Raw genomic sequence first — 18,781 nt, 5'->3', positions numbered from 1 at the left:
CTAGTAGTGATCCATTTGGAGTCTGTTCGGGTGAATCGAATTTCATTGAGTTTGGAATAGGTTGTTTGAGATTGTCGTGTATCGAATGCTATAGGGATGGTGCGAAAATAGGTAGGTTAACTCCTATCTATTTTTATTTATGGCTTTAGCCAGTGGAGCGCGTGAGTTTTGCGCTCCACAATAAACCACCCGCTATGCGGGGCGGAACGAATTTATCTAAAAAATCAGCTTTCCGTTATAATTCCAAATCCCCTGCTAAAATTTATTTATTTAGCAGGGGATTTGGAATTTGTACCGCAAGATCATTGCCGAATTGGGGTCTGTAATGTAAATAGTTTTGCGCTTAGTCATTCTAGATAAAGAAGATTGTACTTAGGGCGTATGAAATTTTGCCCGATCAAGCTCAATCCAAAATCTTACGCCTTGCTCCAGATTCTCTGCACCAAAGCTGTTATGATGACGTTCCTGGATTGCCTTTACAATGGCCAGGCCTAAACCTACTCTGCCGTCTTCCCGCGGCCGGGCCTGGTCTGCGCGGTAAAAACTGATCCATATTTTATCCAGACTATCATCGGCGATATGGCTGCCTGAATTCATTACTGACAGGCGGATTTTATCCCCGCAGGGCGTTAAATCGAGGGAAATAATCTTATCCTGATTGACATGGGAAAGCGCATTGTTAATAAAGTTTACGATGACCTGTTCAATTTTACCCCGGTCTGCATATACCAGGAGTCCATTGCTGGCGGCAACTGATAATTGTATGCTTTTTTCGGCAAATATGGCGGTGTATTTATAGAGTACTTGTTGCAATAAAGCAGCGATGTCAAATACTGTTTTATTCAGCCGGAAATACTCTGAGTCGAGCTGCGCCAGATTCAAAAGATCTTTGACCGTTTGATCCATTTTCCGGGCTTCATCCATAATGACTTCACAGTAGAAATTTTTGTTGGTCTCATCTTCCATCACATTGGCCTTGAGCCCTTCGGCATAGCCTGAAATCAAGGAAATGGGGGTTTTAAGCTCATGGGAAACATTGGAGACAAACTCTTTGCGCAGGTGCTCCATCTGCCGCTTTTTTTGAATGTCTTCCGTAAGGCGCTGATTTTGCAAATGAAGCTCCTTGATGGCTAAGTCCAGTTGATCGGAAAGATAATTAATGCTGTCAGCAAGATCGGCTATTTCATCATTGCTTTGGGGCTGGCACTTTTTTCTGAAGTCGAGATTGGCCATACTGTGGGCAATCTCTTTCAACTGAATGATCGGGTGGGTGAACCGCCTGGCAAAGATCACCGTCCAGATGCAGCCCAATAAAATGACTGGTATGGCGGTAAATCCCATAAACTGATTGGCGATAGCAACGCTTTCCGTTATGCTCGATAAACGAATCCGCAGCATCAGAACATCGTCATTTTGCAGCTTGCGCTCCAAAACGAGGTAGTCTCTATTTAAAATAGGGTCTTTCTGAATTTCCAGAATGAATTGGTCATTGATGGATTGGTCTACTTTTAGATAATTGGAGGATACATTTGCTCTAGAAGCTTGATCCGGCGATGCAGTGGCTTCCGGGAAAAAGGGCTTCCCATTGATAAGGCGGTAAATGGAACTGTATTTGGTTATACCGTCTGCACCGGTAATCCGGATAGAAACACTCATGTCGCTTTCCAACTGTGCCAGGGTGGACGCGATTTTACCCAGGTCATCCTTATACAGGTCATCAATAATCTGACTGCTGTGGATTAACAGGTCCTGTTTTTTGCTCATATAGTATTTTTCAAGATATTGCGTATTTAACAGCCATACCAGGCCGACATACAACAGGACCAGGCCAATCATACCAAGATACAGTTTGGTTTTAATCGGAACCCTCATTTTATTTCCTCGAATATGTAGCCCAGTCCCCTGACGGTTTGAATCCATTTGCTCAGGGTCCCGAGTTTTATTCTTAGTCTGTTGACATGCGTGTCTACGGTCCGCAAATCGCCGAAATAGTTATAGTCCCAAACCCGTTCGAGGATCTGTTCGCGGCTTAAGGCCTTACCGCGATTCATCGCTAAAAACAGCAGCAAGTCATATTCTTTCGGGGTCAGATTCAAAGGCTGCTCGTCCAAATAGACTTCGTGAGCGGCGGTATTAATTGTCAGGCCGCCAAATTGAAACGGCATATCCGCTATGATTTCGGTCCGGCGCAGCAGCGCTTTTACTCTGGCCACTAAAATTTGCGGACTGAATGGTTTGGTAATATATTCGTCGGCGCCGATTTCAAACCCAAACAATTCATCCGCCTCTTGGCTGCGGGCGGTCAGAATGATGACCGGTATGTTGTATTTTGCGCGGATTTCCCGGCATACGCTCCAACCGTCTCTTCCCGGCATCATGATGTCTAATATCACCAGCGCGATATTATCGGAGAGTAACGTTAACGCTTTTTGTCCGTTTTCGGCCTCTAGTACATCATAACCGGCTTTGCGTAAAAAGTCTCCCACTAACTTGCGCAGGCGGAATTCATCATCTACGATCAAGATGGTTTCTTTAACCATAGCACACCTCTCAGATTAATTGTAATGAAACGGATACAATATCCCTTTTAGTATTTTACTCTTAAATTGTGACAAAATTGTAACAAATTTGTCACAGAGTTGTAAACTAGTTTGTTTACAATGAAGTCATCTATTCATTACCCGCTAATTACCTTTCTCAATAGACTTTGCTCTGATATGCCAGAGAAGCGGGTGTCTTAGAAAAGATGAATTCACCAGTTTGAGAGGGATAGGATGAAGTCAATTCAAACGCCGCACAGAGAAAAAATCGATGCGATCTATATCGTCAGGGCCTTAACCATTATTGGAGTCATACTGGTTCATGTCTCGTCAGTACCTGTTGGGATGGTAACTCCAGAATCAAAAACATTTGCCATTTACAATTTTATTAATATTTTTAACAAATTCGGAACGCCTACGTTTATTTTTCTTAGCGCCTTTGTATTGTTTTACAGCTACTTTAATCGTCCTTTTACCGGAAAATTGATTTTGGAATTTTATAAACGACGTTTTCGGTATATTTTGCTTCCTTACCTGATTTTTTCGCTGGGCTATTATGGTGTGCAATGCTACTTGTATGGGAAAAGCTGGGAAGGATTTGTTAGTCACGCTTCGTTTACGGAGTTTTTTTACATGTTGCTTATAGGTAAAGCATTTTACCATCTCTATTTTGTTTTTATTAGCATTCAATTTTATTTACTGTTTCCTGCCCTGCTATGGTTGTTACAGCGATATCGTTATCTTACCAGACATTTGATTTGGACAGGCATTGTCCTGCAATGGGCGTTTGTGCTGGTTAATCATTGGGAATGGCAATATGCTGACAAAGGATCTCTTTGTTTTTCATACATCTCTTATTATTTCCTTGGCGCTTTCTTGGGAATTCATTATGAATCTGTTAAAAAGTGGATTTTATTTACCCGGGAACGCATTCGATCATATCAAATCTGGGTTTGGCTGATTTTGTATTTGGGTTGGGGCTCAGCGGCAATCGCCAATGTCTATATCTGGTATCAGTTAAGGGCCGATGGCATTATCCTGCATGCGCTGGTGTATGAGGCGCTGTGGCATCTCCATGCCTATATAACCGCTCTGATTCTATTTCAGGTCTCCTGCTTTTTGCTTGACCGGCTAAGCCGCGTGTGGGTTAATACTCTCTTGCATCTTGGTACAGTTTCTTTCGGCGTATATCTTCTGCATGCCGGGTTGTTGGCTTTTTATTTTAGCATCCCGATGGGAGATTCACCGTTTGTTTACCATTTATTTGTAACGGGAGGGTTTTTGTGGACACTTTTTAGCTCGTGGATTATCGTTGGACTGGCGTTTCAATTGACAAATGGGGCCTGGATACTTTTCGGCCCTCTACCGGCGGCGAATCTGTTTCGTCAAGAGTATACAGGGGCGGCGGAAAGAGTTCCTCGTATACAGGCTCAATGAGCAACAATGATTGCCCCGTCCCCCCGTTTGATGGACAGTCCTAAAGGTGCAGCAAGCGGGACAATTACAACCAGGAACCCTGCGGATTTCGCGGGGTTCCTGGTTTTTCTTTTTTCATTAACTATAGGATACTGCGTAAGATACAGAAACATAACGTTGCCCATAATCGTTGTATCGTATACAATAAAACGTATTACTGTTATAAGGGGATTTTGTTTATGAACCAAACTGCGAATCGTCCAGTGACCATACAAGCATTAAAAGCAAAGCTTTTAGCTGCTTATGAATACTTAATAGAACACAATGATCAGGAAAATGCCGGCAAAGTCAAGCAATTAGCGGGTAAATTAGTCAATAAGGAATTTGCCATTGCATTTTGCGGACATTTTTCTGCAGGAAAATCAACGATAATTAATCGCTTGGCGGGAGAAAATCTGCTGCCGTCAAGCCCGATCCCAACCAGTGCCAATCTTGTTAAAGTCAAAGCGGGCGAAGCCTATGCAAAGGTATTTTTTAAAAATGAAAAACCTCGTTTATATCTCGCTCCGTATGATTATCAAATGGTAAAGAACTATTGCAAGGATGGAGATCAAATACAGTCAATTGAAATTAGCCATTCAGATTCCCGGCTGCCAACTCAAACCGTAATTATGGATACCCCCGGTATTGATTCTGCAGATGACGCGCATCGCATTGCTACGGAATCGGCCATTCACCTTGCTGATTTGATTTTTTATGTCATGGATTATAATCATGTTCAGTCAGAATTGAATTTTATGTTTACCAAAGAGCTAACCGAGGCCGGCAAAGAGGTTTATCTTGTGATTAACCAGATTGACAAGCATTCCAGTCAGGAACTCGCTTTTTCGGAATTTCAAGCAAGTGTGCTTGAAGCATTCTCTTCATGGGGTGTACAACCGGCTGATATTTTTTACACTTCTTTAAAGAAAGATGACCATGAATATAATCAATTTCCTGCATTGCAGGCTTTTTTGGCGGAGCGGTTGAAGAAGAAAGACAGCTTACTCCTTCAATCCATTTTTCATTCCCTGCAAAAAATCATCAAAGACCATTTGGCTGTAACTGAAAAGAAGAATGAACTGGAGCTTCAGCCCTGCAAGGCGATCTTAAATGAATTATCCGCTAAGGAGCAGGCAGCTTTAGCGGATAACTACAACAGACTGAGTGAAGAGAAAAACGCTCTAAGCGCCGGGAGCGAACAGGCGGAAAGCGACTTTGATTCCGGGGTCAATAAAATCATGACAAATGCCTATCTAATGCCCTTTCAAACCAGGGCGCTGGCGGAAGTCTATCTTGAAGCTTGTCAGCCCGGTTTTAAGGTTGGATGGCTGTTTACCAGACAAAAAACCTTGGCTGAGAGACAGGACAGATTAAATCTCTTTTACCAGGATATACTTGAAAAAACAAAATCCCTGGTGGAATGGCATCTGCGTGATTTTCTGTTAAGATTTTTAAAAGCAAAGCGACTTGAAAACAAAGAACTGCTTGCCAAAATCCAGGGCTTTCGTGTTCATTTCTCAAGCGAATTATTAGCCGCCGCAGTAAAAACGGGCGCGCGTTTATCAGGCGACACTGTTTTAAATTATACCGATGATGTGGCAAATCAAATCAAGCGCATTGCGCAAAGCGGTCTGGCTGAGCTTAAGATCGAAATACTCAATGCTTTAGCTGATAAACAGGCAGCCGGCCAAGCGAGGTTCAGCCAGCAATCGGCAAGCCTGGAACGGTACATTACCGCTCTGGCGCAGGTGCAACAATCTGAAGCGGTCAGGAGCCTTGGAAAAACCAAGCTCGAAACGTTGCTTAGCGAGACCAATGTGATGCGGGAGGACCGCTTGCAGTTGTTTGCTTTGCAGGAAGAGGATTTTGAGGTCGTTTACGGGAAAGCGGGACAGGTTGAGCAGGTGCAGAAAAAATCGAGTCTCCCGATGAACAAGCCACCCCTTAAAGAAAACGCTCCAGTACCCGCCGCACCATCAGACCGGATAAAACAGACAGCTGAAAAGCTGAAGAAGACGGCGCGGCTTGTCAAGGGTTTGCCGGGCTTTACGAAGCTTGCCGGGGAAATGGAGGGAAAAGCGGCAAGATTGGAGCATAAAGGCTTTACGGTTGCGTTATTCGGAGCATTTAGCGCCGGCAAATCTTCTTTTGCCAATGCGCTGATCGGAGAGCGGGTTTTACCTGTTTCACCAAATCCAATGACTGCGGCAATATGCAGAATCAAGCCGGTCGATAGGGCTTTTCCGCATGGGACTGTTCTCATTAAGCTTAAAGAGGAACGCGGGATGCTGGAAGATGTAAATCAGGCCTTGAAGCTATTTGATTTTCAGGCCGAGAGTTTAGCCGGTGCAAGGGCAAAGGTAGAAAAGCTCAAGGGGCATTTGGGTTACCTGGGGGCAGCTGAGAAGACAAATTATGCTTTTTTGCAGGCGTTCAGCCGCGGGTATGCTGCTTTCAGCGGACAGCTAGGTACAGTATTGAAAAAAACGATCACTGAATTCAGTGATTATGTTGCAACAGAAGAAAAGTCCTGCTTTGTCGAAGGGCTTGATCTTTATTATGATAGTCCGTTAACCCGCAAAGGAGTTACTCTCGTCGATACCCCGGGGGCGGATTCAATTAATGCCCGTCACACCGGAGTCGCGTTTGACTATATCAAAAACTCGGATGCTATTCTGTTTGTAACCTACTATAATCATGCGTTTTCAAAAGCGGATCGGGAGTTTTTAATTCAACTGGGGCGCGTAAAGGATTCGTTTCAGTTAGATAAAATGTTTTTTATGATCAATGCCATTGATTTGGCCGATAACGAGGAAGAAAAGGAAACCGTTATTGAATATGTTCATGACCAGCTGATTAAATACGGAGTCGGAAATCCGCATTTATATCCATTGTCAAGTTTACAGGCCCTGAAAGAAAAGCAAGAACAGACCGGAGTGTCAGGTTCGGGAATGCCGGCTTTTGAGGAGGCTTTTTATCATTTTATTACAAATGACTTGGCGAATCTGGCGGTGGCGGCATCCGAAAATGAACTGAGCCGTGTTTCCCGTTTGGTGGCAAAGCTCATTGACAGTACCAGGGAAGATGCTGCGGTTAAGGAGCGAAAACGGACAAATATTGAAGCGGAAAAGGCTGGGATAAACGCAATTCTGACACAGCAGACAGCACAGGATTTAAAAAAACGCCTGAATCAGCAAACAGAAGTATTAATTTATTATGTAAAACAGCGGGTGTTTTTGCGTTTTAATGATTTTTTTAAAGAAGCATTCAATCCCAGCGTATTGCGCAATGATGGCCGCAACCTGAAAAAAGCTTTGCAGGATGCCCTTAACGAATTAATCGAACACATTGGCTTTGACTTTGCCCAGGAAATGAGGGCAACGACGGTGAGGCTGGATCGTTTTGCGGAAAAAATAACAGCGGAGTATCAGCTTGGACTTGTCGAAACCCTTCATGGGTTTAATCAGGATTTATCTTTTTCCCTGTTCGAAGGTAAGGAGAAAGCGCAAATTGATTTTGATGCAGCTTTTAAAGATATGCAGTACGAGCTGTTTTCGAAAGCAATGGCTTATTTTAAGAATCCCAAATCATTTTTTGAAAAAAATGACAGTAAATTAATGAGTGATGAGCTTTATCGTGTGCTTAACACCGCAGCAGATACGTATTTACAGAATGAGCAAAAACGAATAGAGGCTCTGTATGGACAGGTTATGGAGGCTGAGTTTGAGCAGTTAATCCTGCAAATGGCGGAACAAACGAATGACTTTTATTTAAGCCTGCTCTCAGCCTTAGATGGCGGAGTTCCGGCAAGTCAGTTAATGGAGGTCCAGCAAAGCTTAGCCAACTTAAATAAAGGATAAGTCGCCAAATGAGTATTTCGACAAAGGCTGCTCAGTGGGGCGCCATGATAGCTTCCAGCCCTCTTGTATATTCCATTTCATAATCTTTCGTTTTGATATTCTAACATCCGCAAGGCCTCTTCGTATGCAATCTTAGCATATGGGAATTCCAAGCCCTGCGCCGGTATCTTTAGTCGTAATAAACGGCGTTCCGAGCTTATTAAGGATGTGATCATCAATACCGGAACCCTGATCACTTATAGACAAAATGACAGTATCATTTCCCCGCAATGTTTGTATCTCCAGATTACCTCCGGATACCATCGCCTCAATGCTATTACGTACCATATGAAGCAGCATTTGACGTATCTCGTTTTTATCTAATCGTAAGTTCGGCAGGGGCCTAAGATTAAGCTTTATCCATACTTTTGCCGCCATCGCCTCCGCGTTTATTAAAGGAAATACTGATTCAATTATCTGGTTTAAGGAACACAATTCCAAGTGAGCCAGCTTTTCCCGGGACAAATTAGATATCTTCGTATAATCGTATTGTTTTGTCAACTTCTTCTATCAGCAAATTAAATTTGTCATTATCGGCTTGATATTCCGGCTTTTTTTCAAAAAACTGCAGATAGCCGCATATGGTAGTCAGTGGGAAAGCAAAATGGCTTAATCCTTCAGAAACCCGCAGTTGATTAAGCGGACTGCGGGCCTGGCTGCGTAAAATAAACGAAAAATGTTGTGCCTTGCTTACTGGTATCAATTTTAATTGCTGCATTATGACGTTGGGCTATTTGATAGCAAATCGGCAAACCTAATCCTGTCCCTGTATCTTTAGTAGTACAAAAGGGTGTACCCAGATGGTCAAGGATATGCGAGGGGATTCCAGAGCCTTGATCACTAATGGCCAGAATGATTTTATTTTCTACTGATGTGGTGCGAATAATTAAATTTCCTCCAGACGGCATAGCTTCAATTCCGTTTCGTACTAAATTTAGCAATAATTGACGAATTTCATTTTCGTCCAGTAACAATTCGGGGATTTTATTCAGTTCAAGCGTGACTTGTACTTTTGAAGAATTGCCATCTGCTCGAACTAAGGGCGATAATGCGTCAATGATATGATTTAAAGAACACTTTTTTAGAGAAACTCTTTTCTGATGGGATAGAGAAAGGTATTCATGGATAATGTTATTGGCTCTATCCAGTTCTTCAATCATTAATATAATTTTTTCTCTGTCGGTTTGGTAAGTTTTTTTGCCGCCAAGTAACTGTAAATAACCGCGTACGGTTGTCATAGGGTTTCTAATTTCATGTGCTACAACTGCTGCCATACTTCCTACCATATTCATCCGGTCAAATGTCATTTGCTCTAACTTTTTCCTGTAAGTGACATCCCGGATTACCCCTTCTAGTGCGAGAAGCTGTCCATTCTCAGCGTAAATAGGTGCACATTTTTGCTCAATCCATAGAGTGGTTTTATCTTTTTTTATTAATCGTATTGTCAATGGCAGCTCTATGGAAGTCGGTATTTGATTGATAAAATTTCTAAATACAGAATAGTCGTCCGGATGTACTAATTTACAGCTTAATGAACTATCGGCGTAAAATTCGGCAGGGGCGTAGCCTGTGACAGTTAAAACAGAGGGACTTACATAATCAAGTTTTTTCTCAGGGAATAATTGGTAACAATAAATTATATCAATTGCGTTTTCCAGTAATTGGCGGTATTGAGCTTCCTTTTTCATTAACTCTGTGCGGGTTTTTTCAAAATATAGCATTAAAGTGCCAATAGCAATAATGAGACGAAGTATTCCTCCCAGGGCGTAACCCCAAGGAAGTAGCCATGAGCCATGCATAATAAAAGGCGTGGAAAAGTTGATAAGGCTCAAAAAGAGGTAAGCGTAACCGGTAATTAATCGGCCTGAATTCTGTAGTTTACGGTGGCGTATAAAGGTTAATCCAACCCAAATCCCGGCGAAACAGCAGGTATAAATAGGGAGTAGAATTTTATAAATGAATGGTATTGCCTGAAAGTTTAAAACGGTACTTGCAAGTAAAGTAATAGCAGCGCCATACAGCCAATGTCTATTAAATGGTTTACTTATAAAGCCGTAAGTGCTATAAACAATCGTCAAAACGGAAATATATGTAAGTAGCTGGTAGATTGTCAAGCCTAAAGCAGAGCTTTTCCAGACAAATACGCCTGAATCCAAAGCAGCATACCTTAAGATAAAGACAAGCCAGCCTAAGACCCAGAAGCCCATATATCGCTTTCGGTACATAATATACAAGTATAGAGAAACAAGGACGATAGCAATTGTCCCAACCAGTGAACCCATTACAGATAAATAGATATAATCCATAATTACTAATAACTCCTGTAAATCCAATAAGTCTCCTGCCTTATAAATATTAATTCTCTGGAAAATACTGAGATCCTTCTATGAAGGTAACTTGAAGCGTAAATAATGTATAAATTTGTAAAATTATCTGTTGCTGTACTTTTTTAGCGGTGAAGATCTACTATTTTAATTAGGGATCACACTGAGAAATCCAGATCATGACCCCAAGTCTGGCTAATGCTAAGAAATGCCGCTACAACTTTTGCAAGCTATAGCGGCATCTTGTTCTGGATTAGGTTGGGTAGATCATACTGTTTTGCATTATTTGGCCGGCAATATTCGGATATGAGTTGCAGAACTTGGGGAAGGCAAGGCTGGAAAGTACCAGGACTTCTGCATTTGTAACGGCAATAGTACCATCCTGGTGTGGGGGATGATCAATCAATCCGTTAATCCCAATCGGCTGTCCAGGTAAGATGGTACGCGAATCTGGTATTGATCGTTTTTTTGATTCCAGTATACCTGAGATCAAAATATTGAATGCATAGCTTGTATCTCCTTGAAAGGTAATACGATCTTCCGAGTGGCATTGTACGATTACACCGCAGCGGTGTATGAATTTCATCGCATCCGTATCAGACAATCCTTGCAATATTGCAATTACTTGGGTCGGTGAGGCTTTTAGCCGAAAGGATAAAACCTTCCATAGATATTCCGGGCAGACTAGTTGGCTGTTTATAATACTAGAGGTTTCGGCAAATTCAGCGTAAAACCATTTTTTCGCCTGATTATTCAAGTGTGTTCGTTTACGGGCTTGACGGAAAAACGGTGAGCGTACTGTCTGTAAATGTTCTATATCATCTACCAACAGTACATAGGGAGTCAGCAAGCCATATCCTTCATCTACGAAGTTCCTTCCAAACCGCTGAAAGCCAAATTGTTCGTAAAGTCTTATTAAATGAAAATTGCAAACGCCAAAACTAAAGAGTATTTGTTGTTTGCAATATATTTCGTAACTTTTTGAAGAAAGCAAATATGGTACTGTGGAGTTCCGGTAAGCTGGTAAAACCATAAATTTTGAAGTGTAAGCAAACTTTTGATTATTATTGAACTGTGCGAATCTTCTTAAAGAAAGAGCCTGCACCCAAAAAGGGGAGAAATCGCTAACTTCTCCTATATTGATTCTTAATGTTCCAATAATGTCTGAGCCGGATTTAGCATATAAAAGTATACCCCATTCATCAAGTTCATCATATAATAATCTATTCAGGTGATCCATGTTGGGAAAGCGCTTGCGCATTTCTTCGGCATAGATTCGGTAACGCAGATGATAGATTTTCAGTTTTTCTTCCCGAGTTGTGGCAACGGCAATTTCTATTGCTGTTGCTTTTTCAGTATAGGATACTGTGTTTAAATGTTTGGGTGTCATAATTTGTCTCTCCTCCATAATAGTTATTGTCGTAAGCTTATTAAATGGCATTACGCATTCATAACCATCACCCCCTTAACTTAGGGGGATACGGAGAGACAAGAAATTAAACCTTGCGAAAAATGTATTTATTTGTTGGAAAACGAGATTTTTTAAAAATAATATCAAAAACCTCTTCGTCGGAGTATCCACTCACGGTGAAGAGGTTTTTAGTTATTAACTATTTATTGGGAATTTTAAAATAAACAGAAATAGTAGTTCCTTGGCCGCTGGTTTTAATATTTATTGAAGCATTATGCCTATTGGCGATCTGGTAGCATATCGGGATACCCAAACCAGTGCCAGTGTCTTTACTGGTGATAAACGGTGTTCCCAATTTGCTTAGCACATGTGCGGGTATTCCGGAGCCTTGGTCACTGATAGAAAGGATAACCGAATTGTTTTCATGGAATGTTTTTATTATTAAATTACCTCCGGATGGCATTGCTTCAATACTATTTCGTACCATATTCAGCAACATTTGACGTATTTCGTTTTTATCTAACAGTAAATTTGGCAGGATAGTAATAAGATCAAGATCTATATATACTTTTGAAGCGACCGCATCTGCTTCTATTAGAGGAAATAATGACTCAATTATTTGATTTAAGGAGCACAGTTCCAAGTGAGCCATTTTATTTCGCGATAGGGCAAGATATTCCCGGATAATAGTATTAGCTCTGTCAATTTCTTCTATCATTAACTTAAATTTACCCTTGTCGGCTTGATAGTCTTTCTTTTTTTCAAGAAGTTGCAGATAACCGCGAATGGTCGTCAGCGGATTTCTAATTTCATGAGCCACCGTAACTGCCATATTTCCAACCATATTCATACGATCAAGGGAGGCGGCAACCTGTTCTAACGTTTTTCTTGCGGTAATATCGCGAACAATGCCTTCCAGTGCTACTGATTTTCCGTTTTTATCTAGAATTGTGACGCATTTTTGCTCTATCCATAGTATAGTATTATCTTTTCGAATTAAACGCAACGTTATAGGCAGCGCAATTCCTTGAGCGAGATTTTTAATAAAATTGTCGAACATTTGACGGTCATCAGGAAAAATTAATTTATAAACTAATTGATCATCTGCATAATATTCCTCAGGCTTATAACCTGTAATGGAAAAAACAGCAGGGCTAATGTAATCAATTCTAGCAACAGGCAGCAGTCGGTAATAATAAATGATATCAATGGCGTTTTCCATAATAAAGCGGTATTGGGTTTCTTTGTTAATTAAATTTACTCTGCTTCTTTCCAAAAAGACCATTACCGTACTAATTGTAATTATTAGCCTTAAAATACCGCCGGTTACTGCGATCAAGCGGGGGGAAGTTTCAATGAATAAAGGCATAATCATAGTAAGTATACTCCATAAGGCGAAGGCGGTACCGGTGATTATTCTACCCATTCCGGTTAAGTCCACATAGCGGATAAAGACTACAGCGATCCATCCCAATACTACGCCTGCAAACCAGGTGGGAGGCAGCAGCTTATAAACAAGAGGAAACTGCAATAGAAAAAACATAATACTGATGAGTGAACTAAAGACAGCTCCATAGATCCAGGCCTTTTTGAAGCTGCGTTCAATGAAAATATAGGTGCCCCATACAAAGGTCAAGCTGCAGCCAATAAATAATAGCTGATAGATAATAAAGGGAAACAATGTTTGTTTCCAATTGAGCATTCCAGAATCAAAACAGATATTACGAAGTAAAAGCATAAACCAGGCAATTGTCCAAATTGCAATAAAGCGTTCACGGTACAAGAAATATAAATAAATATAAACAAGAATCATTGAGAGTGTTCCAGATATTGCACCGATAATTGTTATATGAAAATAATCCATAGATTCTCCTACTAATACAATTATTTACATTTGAATTATTCCACAAAAGGTGGTTATTTCCTTTGCAATGAATAAATCTCTTACCTGACAAACGGCTGAAATCTATATTGGAGACCGAATTCAAACAGACATTGAATAAAGAGTCAATGTCTGTTTGAAGTTCAACAAGCTATCAAGAAATATGATATTGTTAAATTATTCAATTCACTCCGTTAAACGCAAGCCAAACTCGTCCAATAAGCCTTTATGCCCGGCAGCGGTGACACGTACTGCCCGGCCGTCGGGTAAGCTTTCCAGCCATTTAAGCTCAAACAGCCGCTTGGCAAGTGAGGCGTCTAAGCCTCCGGAGGTGGTACCGGCGTCGCCAGCAAGGGTTGTTTGCGGTGCGCATTCGAACGATTGCAGGCAATATGACGAGTTGTCAGTTGCGTAAGGTAGCTGATTTGGCCGACCAATATGGCCGGGGGCAGGTGCATATTGCCACCAGGCAATCGGTAGAACTGCACTTGGTAGAACCAGTTAGCGTCAATTTTGGCAGAGATCCATAATTTTGGCTTGCTTTCGGGGTAAAACTAAAATTGCCGTTAGTGGCTGTCCGGATTCCTGCGCCAAGCCGCAAATCAATGATGTTGGACTGCTTATCATTCCGGAACCCGCCCTGTACCGGCTGTAAATGCTGCATGCGGGGCTGCAATGCCGGAGCTATGGAAGTGCGTGCCGAAAAGGCAGGGGATAACCGGCGAGCGGATTGGCAGCCTGGTAAAGCGTGTTGGTATAACGGACTTTCAGCAAGAAGTTTTGCATGGAATTCATGAGGGAAAAGTAAGAACAGACTGATTTTGGCTATGTCAATTTGGGTCTGTACGAAGCCGTGAAGAGAGTATAATATAGAATATGAATATTGAAGTTAACGGCAAGAGACTTTTGGCAACGCCAGGTAATAAATTATAGCTTAAGCTATGGACATATTCTTTTAATGGGGGATGTATAACATGGAACTAGAGGAATATATAAAAAGCAAAGTATCCGGGTATTATTGGAATGATGATGTCAATTGCGCGACAACTATGCTAAAAACGTTGGCGGAATTGTATGAAATAGAATTGGACAGGCAGGTAATTGACTCGGCAATAGGCCTGCATGGCGCCGGCGGCTTTGGCGCGCAATGCGGCCTGGTTGAAGGTTCTTTGATGCTGCTTGGTATTTTTGGGAAAGAAAACAAGCTGTCGACAGAGATAATCATTGCTTTATGTTATTGTTTTGCGCAGGAATTTGAAGAAGAATTCGGGAGCTTGTTATGCAAGCAATTGCGTCCCCAGGGTTTTAAGCCGGATAATCCGCCGCATTTATGTGAAGGACTGACCAATCGGGCTGTGAAATTTACTGCTGAATACTTGGAAAGAAAAATTGGATAATGCCATCTGTCTGACTATAACACAAAGGTCATACTTTTAATGGCAGCAGGGCAGGGAATTACCGGAGAGAGTCTGTTCAGTTTGAATGCTCCTTATTCATCGCCACTGGCAGCGAAGCTGGTAATAGAACAACTGTAACAGACCTGGTAAAAATAGGAATATTGATTGCAGCGGGTAAACTAAGCGCCGGAAAAATCAATTACAATATATTGACATGATATTGACATGGAAAGAAAATGCAACTATTATTAGTACTATATGAACTTTCCGGGTACTATAAGTATGAATAAGGAGTGATTTTTTGCGTAATCGGATCATGATGGCCACAATTGAAGAAATCAATGAGAATGGCATCAAATTTACGATGGCTGAGCTGGCCAAGCGCCTGGCAGTGAGCAAAAGTACATTATATGAACATTTTACTTCCAAAGAAGAGTTGATTGGGACAGTAGTCGATTCACTTCTGGAAAATGTGCGCCAACAGACGGAAAAAATAATTGACAGCAATCTGGATATTAAGGAAAAACTTAAAGCAGTACTGTTAACTGAACCGAATTTAGGCGGATTGATCAGCAACCGGTTTATTTTTGATCTAAAACGGTATCTGCCGGATGTATGGAAAAGATGCGATGCGTATCGCGAATACTCATGGCAGCGGGTCGAAGCTCTTTTAGACCAGGGCATTACAGCCGGATACTTCCGCCCTATTGATCTGGCTATTGCAAAAGTGATTTATAACGCCACAATAAATGAGCTGCTCCATGAGAACTTTTTAATCAGGAACAATTTAACTCTTCTTGATACTATAGGAAAAGCGATGGATATTCTTTATTATGGAATGGTAGCCAGGGAGACTGAAAACAATTAGCCTGGGTAAGCGGCAAGTGGTTTAGAAGATTAAGGTAAATGCAGTTTGTAAGAAATGCAATGAGGAAAGGCGAACAGGACTGCGGAAATGAAAATTGAATTTTGAGGCAGATGAGACATTGCAATGTATTTCGTATCAGCACTGCTGTTGGAGTAACCTTGACTTTAAGCGTGATGGAGTCGGGATTTAACCGCAGGCAGGGCAAGCTGCCGGGGAATAAGGAGGATATGATTCTATGAAGTACCTGAAAAGAACGTCATGCATTGCTGCGTTCCTCGTTTTTTCGGCCATTGCGGTTCAAGCTGCAGCCATTGTACCAGACCCAGGCCTACCAAAAGCAGAAGGAATTGCTGCGAGTACAATTGTTACCCCTGAGCCGGAAACTAATTCCTTTACAGGCCTGATTGTTGATGCCAGAGGCTTAGGCCTGGAAACTACTTTCGCCCCCGTAATTTATGACGAAACCGGTAACCCGGTGTATGGTATTACAGAAATTGATACCAGCCTGGCGGTAACACAAGGCATGGTCGACTATGCCCCAACTCCGGATTTAGTGCAAGACGCTCAAAACGGTAAATCCCGCGCCGGAACACACCCCATAATGGTAAAGGCTAGCGGTCTGAGAGACAACAACCACAATATCATGATAAGTACAGACGATGCTGAAAAGATTCTTGCAGCCAATCAATCAAGTCATTTTCTCAGTAAATGCGCTGTCGTTTTTTTGAATTAAGAACAAAATGTTCTGCCTTGAATGCTTAGAGAAATCATCGTAAAGCGTTGAAACGGCAAAATGGGCGTTTCTGAATTTTTAATATTTAGAAACGCCCATTTTTGTGTTCATGAGGAGGCCTGTTTTGGGCTATAATATCATATAGTTCCGACTCGCGGTGTCGGTAGATGAAGCGAAGCCAGCCAACGGCCTGATCTATAATTTTAAGGAGAAGATGTATGCACAATCAGGAAATCAAGCAATTGATAGAAGCTGCGGACGATGCGATAAACAAAGAGGACTTTGAAGGGTTGATGGAGTTCTATTCAGCAGATGCGGTACTGGTAGTTAGGCCGGGCGTAATCGCAAAAGGCAAAGCGCAAATCCGGACGGCATTTGCAGCTATTGCCGAATTTGTTAATCATAATCTTACAGTCAAGCAAGGCAATATGTGTATACTGGAGGCTGGTGATACGGCTATGGTTTTATCCAGAACGCTATTAGACGTCGGCCAAAAGACCGATGCGGACCATCATTCTATCGAGCGAAAAGCAACGTATGTATTTAAAAGAGATTCTGATAACCGCTGGCGTTGTATAATTGATAATTCCTACGGTGCGGAGTTATTAGACGCAGCGGAGCAGGAAATATGAAAAGTCTGCAAAAGTATTGAGATAAGATAGAGTATAAAATATCGAGAAAGCGGTGCTGCAATGTTGATGTAAAAGCACAGGGGATAAAAAAAGCCAGGAAAGGAGAAAAGCGATATGGTAACAAAGGAAAAAGCAGTACTGGAAACAGGCTGGAATTTAGACAACAGTTACGCCCGCCTGCCGGAATCATTTTTCACCAGACTTAACCCAACTCCCGTACGGACGCCGAAGCTGATTATTCTCAATTTTCCGTTGGCGGCGTCCCTGGGGTTGAACGCCCAGGCGCTGCAAAGTGAAGGGGTAGCGGTACTGGCCGGCAACCGGATTCCCGAAGGGGCGTTACCGCTGGCGCAGGCTTATGCGGGACATCAATTCGGCCATTTTGCCTTGCTGGGCGATGGACGGGCGCTGCTGCTTGGTGAACAGATCACTCCCCGGGGAGAACGGTTTGATATTCAACTCAAAGGTTCAGGTAAAACGCCATACTCCCGCCAGGGCGATGGACGGGCGGCGCTTGGTCCGATGCTGCGCGAGTACATGATAAGCGAAGCTATGCATGCGCTTGGTATTGCTACGACCCGCAGTCTGGCGGTGGTGACAACCGGTGAGACGATCATCCGTCAAACTGAGCAGCCTGGTGCAATCCTGGCCCGTGTGGCTGCCAGTCATCTGCGCGTCGGCACCTTTCAATACGTTGCAAATTGGGGTACAGCTGACGAACTGCGGACACTGGCGGATTATGCAATACAACGGCATTTTCCGGATGTTCAGGCCGAGCCGGACCGCTATCTCCTGCTGCTTAAGGATGTCATCAAGCGTCAGGCCGCACTGATCGCCAAATGGCAGCTGGTTGGCTTTATCCACGGAGTGATGAACACCGACAACATGGCGATTAGCGGAGAAACGATTGATTATGGGCCTTGCGCTTTTATGGATGCCTATGATCCGGCAACGGTATTCAGCTCCATTGATGCTCAGGGCCGCTATGCTTATGGGAATCAGCCGTATTTTGCCGGCTGGAATCTCGCCCGGTTTGCTGAAACTCTCTTGCCGCTGCTGCATGTAAATCAGGAGCAGGCTGTTCAACTGGCCCAGGATGCTATTTTCTCTTTTGATGATTTGTTTCATTGGTACTGGCTTGCGGGAATGAGAGCCAAGCTGGGACTATTTAACGCAGAACCACAGGATGAAGCCTTAATTGAAGGATTGCTCAATATGATGAAAGAGTATCGGGCAGACTATACCAATACCTTCCGGGCATTAACTTTTGCAAGGGAGGCCGATACGGTACTGTTTGAGCGGCCGGAATTTGAGCAGTGGCATGAAATGTGGCAGGCGAGATTAGAGCGCCAGCAGGAAGCGAAAGCCTCTTCACGCCAATTGATGCAAAACAGCAATCCTGCAATCATTCCCCGCAACCACCGGGTGGAAGCCGCGCTGGAAAGTGCGGAACAACAGGACTTCAGCGTGATGGAGCGCCTGCTGGACGTTCTTTCAAACCCCTACGAGCATTCTCCCGAGCAAGCGGATTACGCCGCACTGCCTGCGCCAACAGACCGCCCTTACCGGACCTTTTGCGGTACCTGACCCAAGCCTTAACCCTAACCGGCGTGGATGCCGGCTGGTTGGGACGGGTA

The 18,781-nt window shown here is 42.7% G+C and carries 15 protein-coding genes; 9 read left to right on the top strand and 6 right to left on the bottom strand.

The window, feature by feature from the left end; translation table 11 throughout:
- Positions 1–372 precede the first annotated feature (372 nt).
- Both BLR06_RS16335 and BLR06_RS16330 read right to left on the bottom strand, forming a co-directional pair.
- On the bottom strand, positions 373–1,872 hold the full coding sequence (locus BLR06_RS16335; RefSeq protein WP_173812690.1) for a sensor histidine kinase: 1,500 nt from the start codon (positions 1,870–1,872) through the stop codon (positions 373–375).
- Entirely contained in the window at positions 1,869–2,540 is a 672-nt protein-coding gene (locus BLR06_RS16330; RefSeq protein ID WP_092074658.1) for a response regulator transcription factor, read from the bottom strand. The genes BLR06_RS16335 and BLR06_RS16330 overlap by 4 nt, the downstream gene beginning before the upstream one ends.
- A gap of 234 nt (positions 2,541–2,774) precedes the next feature.
- On the opposite strand from BLR06_RS16330, the gene BLR06_RS16325 reads away from it, so the two are divergent.
- Positions 2,775–3,977, top strand: a complete 1,203-nt coding sequence (locus BLR06_RS16325; protein ID WP_092074657.1) for an acyltransferase — start codon at positions 2,775–2,777, stop codon at positions 3,975–3,977.
- Between the two features lie 218 nt (positions 3,978–4,195).
- Positions 4,196–7,858: a dynamin family protein gene (locus tag BLR06_RS16315; RefSeq protein ID WP_092074655.1), complete on the top strand. Its 3,663-nt coding sequence runs from the start codon at positions 4,196–4,198 to the stop codon at positions 7,856–7,858.
- Between the two features lie 132 nt (positions 7,859–7,990).
- Here the strand turns inward: BLR06_RS16315 and BLR06_RS20105 are convergent, their stop codons facing one another.
- From BLR06_RS20105 to BLR06_RS16295, 4 genes are all read right to left on the bottom strand, one after another.
- Complete coding sequence (locus BLR06_RS20105) at positions 7,991–8,275, bottom strand: ATP-binding protein (protein WP_245698196.1); 285 nt, start codon at positions 8,273–8,275, stop codon at positions 7,991–7,993.
- A 257-nt stretch (positions 8,276–8,532) separates the two neighbouring features.
- The gene (locus BLR06_RS16305) at positions 8,533–10,230 is read right to left on the bottom strand and encodes a PAS domain-containing sensor histidine kinase (RefSeq protein WP_422699820.1); all 1,698 of its coding nucleotides are present in this window, start codon (positions 10,228–10,230) and stop codon (positions 8,533–8,535) included.
- 244 nt (positions 10,231–10,474) lie between these two features.
- The gene (locus BLR06_RS16300) at positions 10,475–11,611 is read right to left on the bottom strand and encodes a GNAT family N-acyltransferase (RefSeq protein WP_092074654.1); all 1,137 of its coding nucleotides are present in this window, start codon (positions 11,609–11,611) and stop codon (positions 10,475–10,477) included.
- Between the two features lie 220 nt (positions 11,612–11,831).
- Positions 11,832–13,496 carry an ATP-binding protein gene (locus tag BLR06_RS16295; protein ID WP_092074653.1) on the bottom strand — a complete coding sequence of 555 codons (1,665 nt, stop codon included), beginning with the start codon at positions 13,494–13,496 and terminating at the stop codon, positions 11,832–11,834.
- 326 nt (positions 13,497–13,822) lie between these two features.
- On the opposite strand from BLR06_RS16295, the gene BLR06_RS20280 reads away from it, so the two are divergent.
- From BLR06_RS20280 to BLR06_RS16255, 7 genes are all read left to right on the top strand, one after another.
- Positions 13,823–14,044, top strand: a complete 222-nt coding sequence (locus BLR06_RS20280) for a hypothetical protein (RefSeq protein ID WP_281242293.1) — start codon at positions 13,823–13,825, stop codon at positions 14,042–14,044.
- Positions 14,045–14,046: 2 nt separating this feature from the next.
- On the top strand, positions 14,047–14,169 hold the full coding sequence (locus tag BLR06_RS20405) for a hypothetical protein (RefSeq protein WP_173812686.1): 123 nt from the start codon (positions 14,047–14,049) through the stop codon (positions 14,167–14,169).
- A 319-nt stretch (positions 14,170–14,488) separates the two neighbouring features.
- Positions 14,489–14,911 (top strand): C-GCAxxG-C-C family protein, encoded by a 423-nt coding sequence (locus BLR06_RS16275; RefSeq protein WP_092074650.1) that lies wholly within the window; start codon positions 14,489–14,491, stop codon positions 14,909–14,911.
- Positions 14,912–15,212: 301 nt separating this feature from the next.
- Positions 15,213–15,779 (top strand): TetR/AcrR family transcriptional regulator, encoded by a 567-nt coding sequence (locus tag BLR06_RS16270; protein ID WP_092074649.1) that lies wholly within the window; start codon positions 15,213–15,215, stop codon positions 15,777–15,779.
- Positions 15,780–16,014: 235 nt separating this feature from the next.
- Entirely contained in the window at positions 16,015–16,512 is a 498-nt protein-coding gene (locus BLR06_RS16265) for a hypothetical protein (RefSeq protein WP_092074648.1), read from the top strand.
- Between the two features lie 218 nt (positions 16,513–16,730).
- On the top strand, positions 16,731–17,144 hold the full coding sequence (locus BLR06_RS16260; protein WP_092074647.1) for a YybH family protein: 414 nt from the start codon (positions 16,731–16,733) through the stop codon (positions 17,142–17,144).
- A 114-nt stretch (positions 17,145–17,258) separates the two neighbouring features.
- Complete coding sequence (locus BLR06_RS16255) at positions 17,259–18,731, top strand: protein adenylyltransferase SelO (RefSeq protein ID WP_092074646.1); 1,473 nt, start codon at positions 17,259–17,261, stop codon at positions 18,729–18,731.
- The last annotated feature ends 50 nt before the right edge of the window (positions 18,732–18,781 follow it).

Source organism: Dendrosporobacter quercicolus (assembly GCF_900104455.1).
Classification (GTDB): domain Bacteria; phylum Bacillota; class Negativicutes; order DSM-1736; family Dendrosporobacteraceae; genus Dendrosporobacter; species Dendrosporobacter quercicolus.
The sequence above is the reverse complement of the archived record's forward strand: the minus strand, read 5'-3'. Positions and strand labels throughout refer to the sequence as shown.

Bases quoted from the DNA above. Each gene is read 5' to 3' on its own strand.
- BLR06_RS16335 (WP_173812690.1), bottom strand. From the start codon at position 1,872: ATGAGGGTTCCGATTAAAACCAAACTGTATCTTGGTATGATTGGCCTG.
- BLR06_RS16330 (WP_092074658.1), bottom strand. From the start codon at position 2,540: ATGGTTAAAGAAACCATCTTGATCGTAGATGATGAATTCCGCCTGCGC.
- BLR06_RS16325 (WP_092074657.1), top strand. From the start codon at position 2,775: ATGAAGTCAATTCAAACGCCGCACAGAGAAAAAATCGATGCGATCTAT.
- BLR06_RS16315 (WP_092074655.1), top strand. From the start codon at position 4,196: ATGAACCAAACTGCGAATCGTCCAGTGACCATACAAGCATTAAAAGCA.
- BLR06_RS20105 (WP_245698196.1), bottom strand. From the start codon at position 8,275: ATGGCGGCAAAAGTATGGATAAAGCTTAATCTTAGGCCCCTGCCGAAC.
- BLR06_RS16300 (WP_092074654.1), bottom strand. From the start codon at position 11,611: ATGACACCCAAACATTTAAACACAGTATCCTATACTGAAAAAGCAACA.
- BLR06_RS16295 (WP_092074653.1), bottom strand. From the start codon at position 13,496: ATGGATTATTTTCATATAACAATTATCGGTGCAATATCTGGAACACTC.
- BLR06_RS16275 (WP_092074650.1), top strand. From the start codon at position 14,489: ATGGAACTAGAGGAATATATAAAAAGCAAAGTATCCGGGTATTATTGG.
- BLR06_RS16265 (WP_092074648.1), top strand. From the start codon at position 16,015: ATGAAGTACCTGAAAAGAACGTCATGCATTGCTGCGTTCCTCGTTTTT.
- BLR06_RS16260 (WP_092074647.1), top strand. From the start codon at position 16,731: ATGCACAATCAGGAAATCAAGCAATTGATAGAAGCTGCGGACGATGCG.
- BLR06_RS16255 (WP_092074646.1), top strand. From the start codon at position 17,259: ATGGTAACAAAGGAAAAAGCAGTACTGGAAACAGGCTGGAATTTAGAC.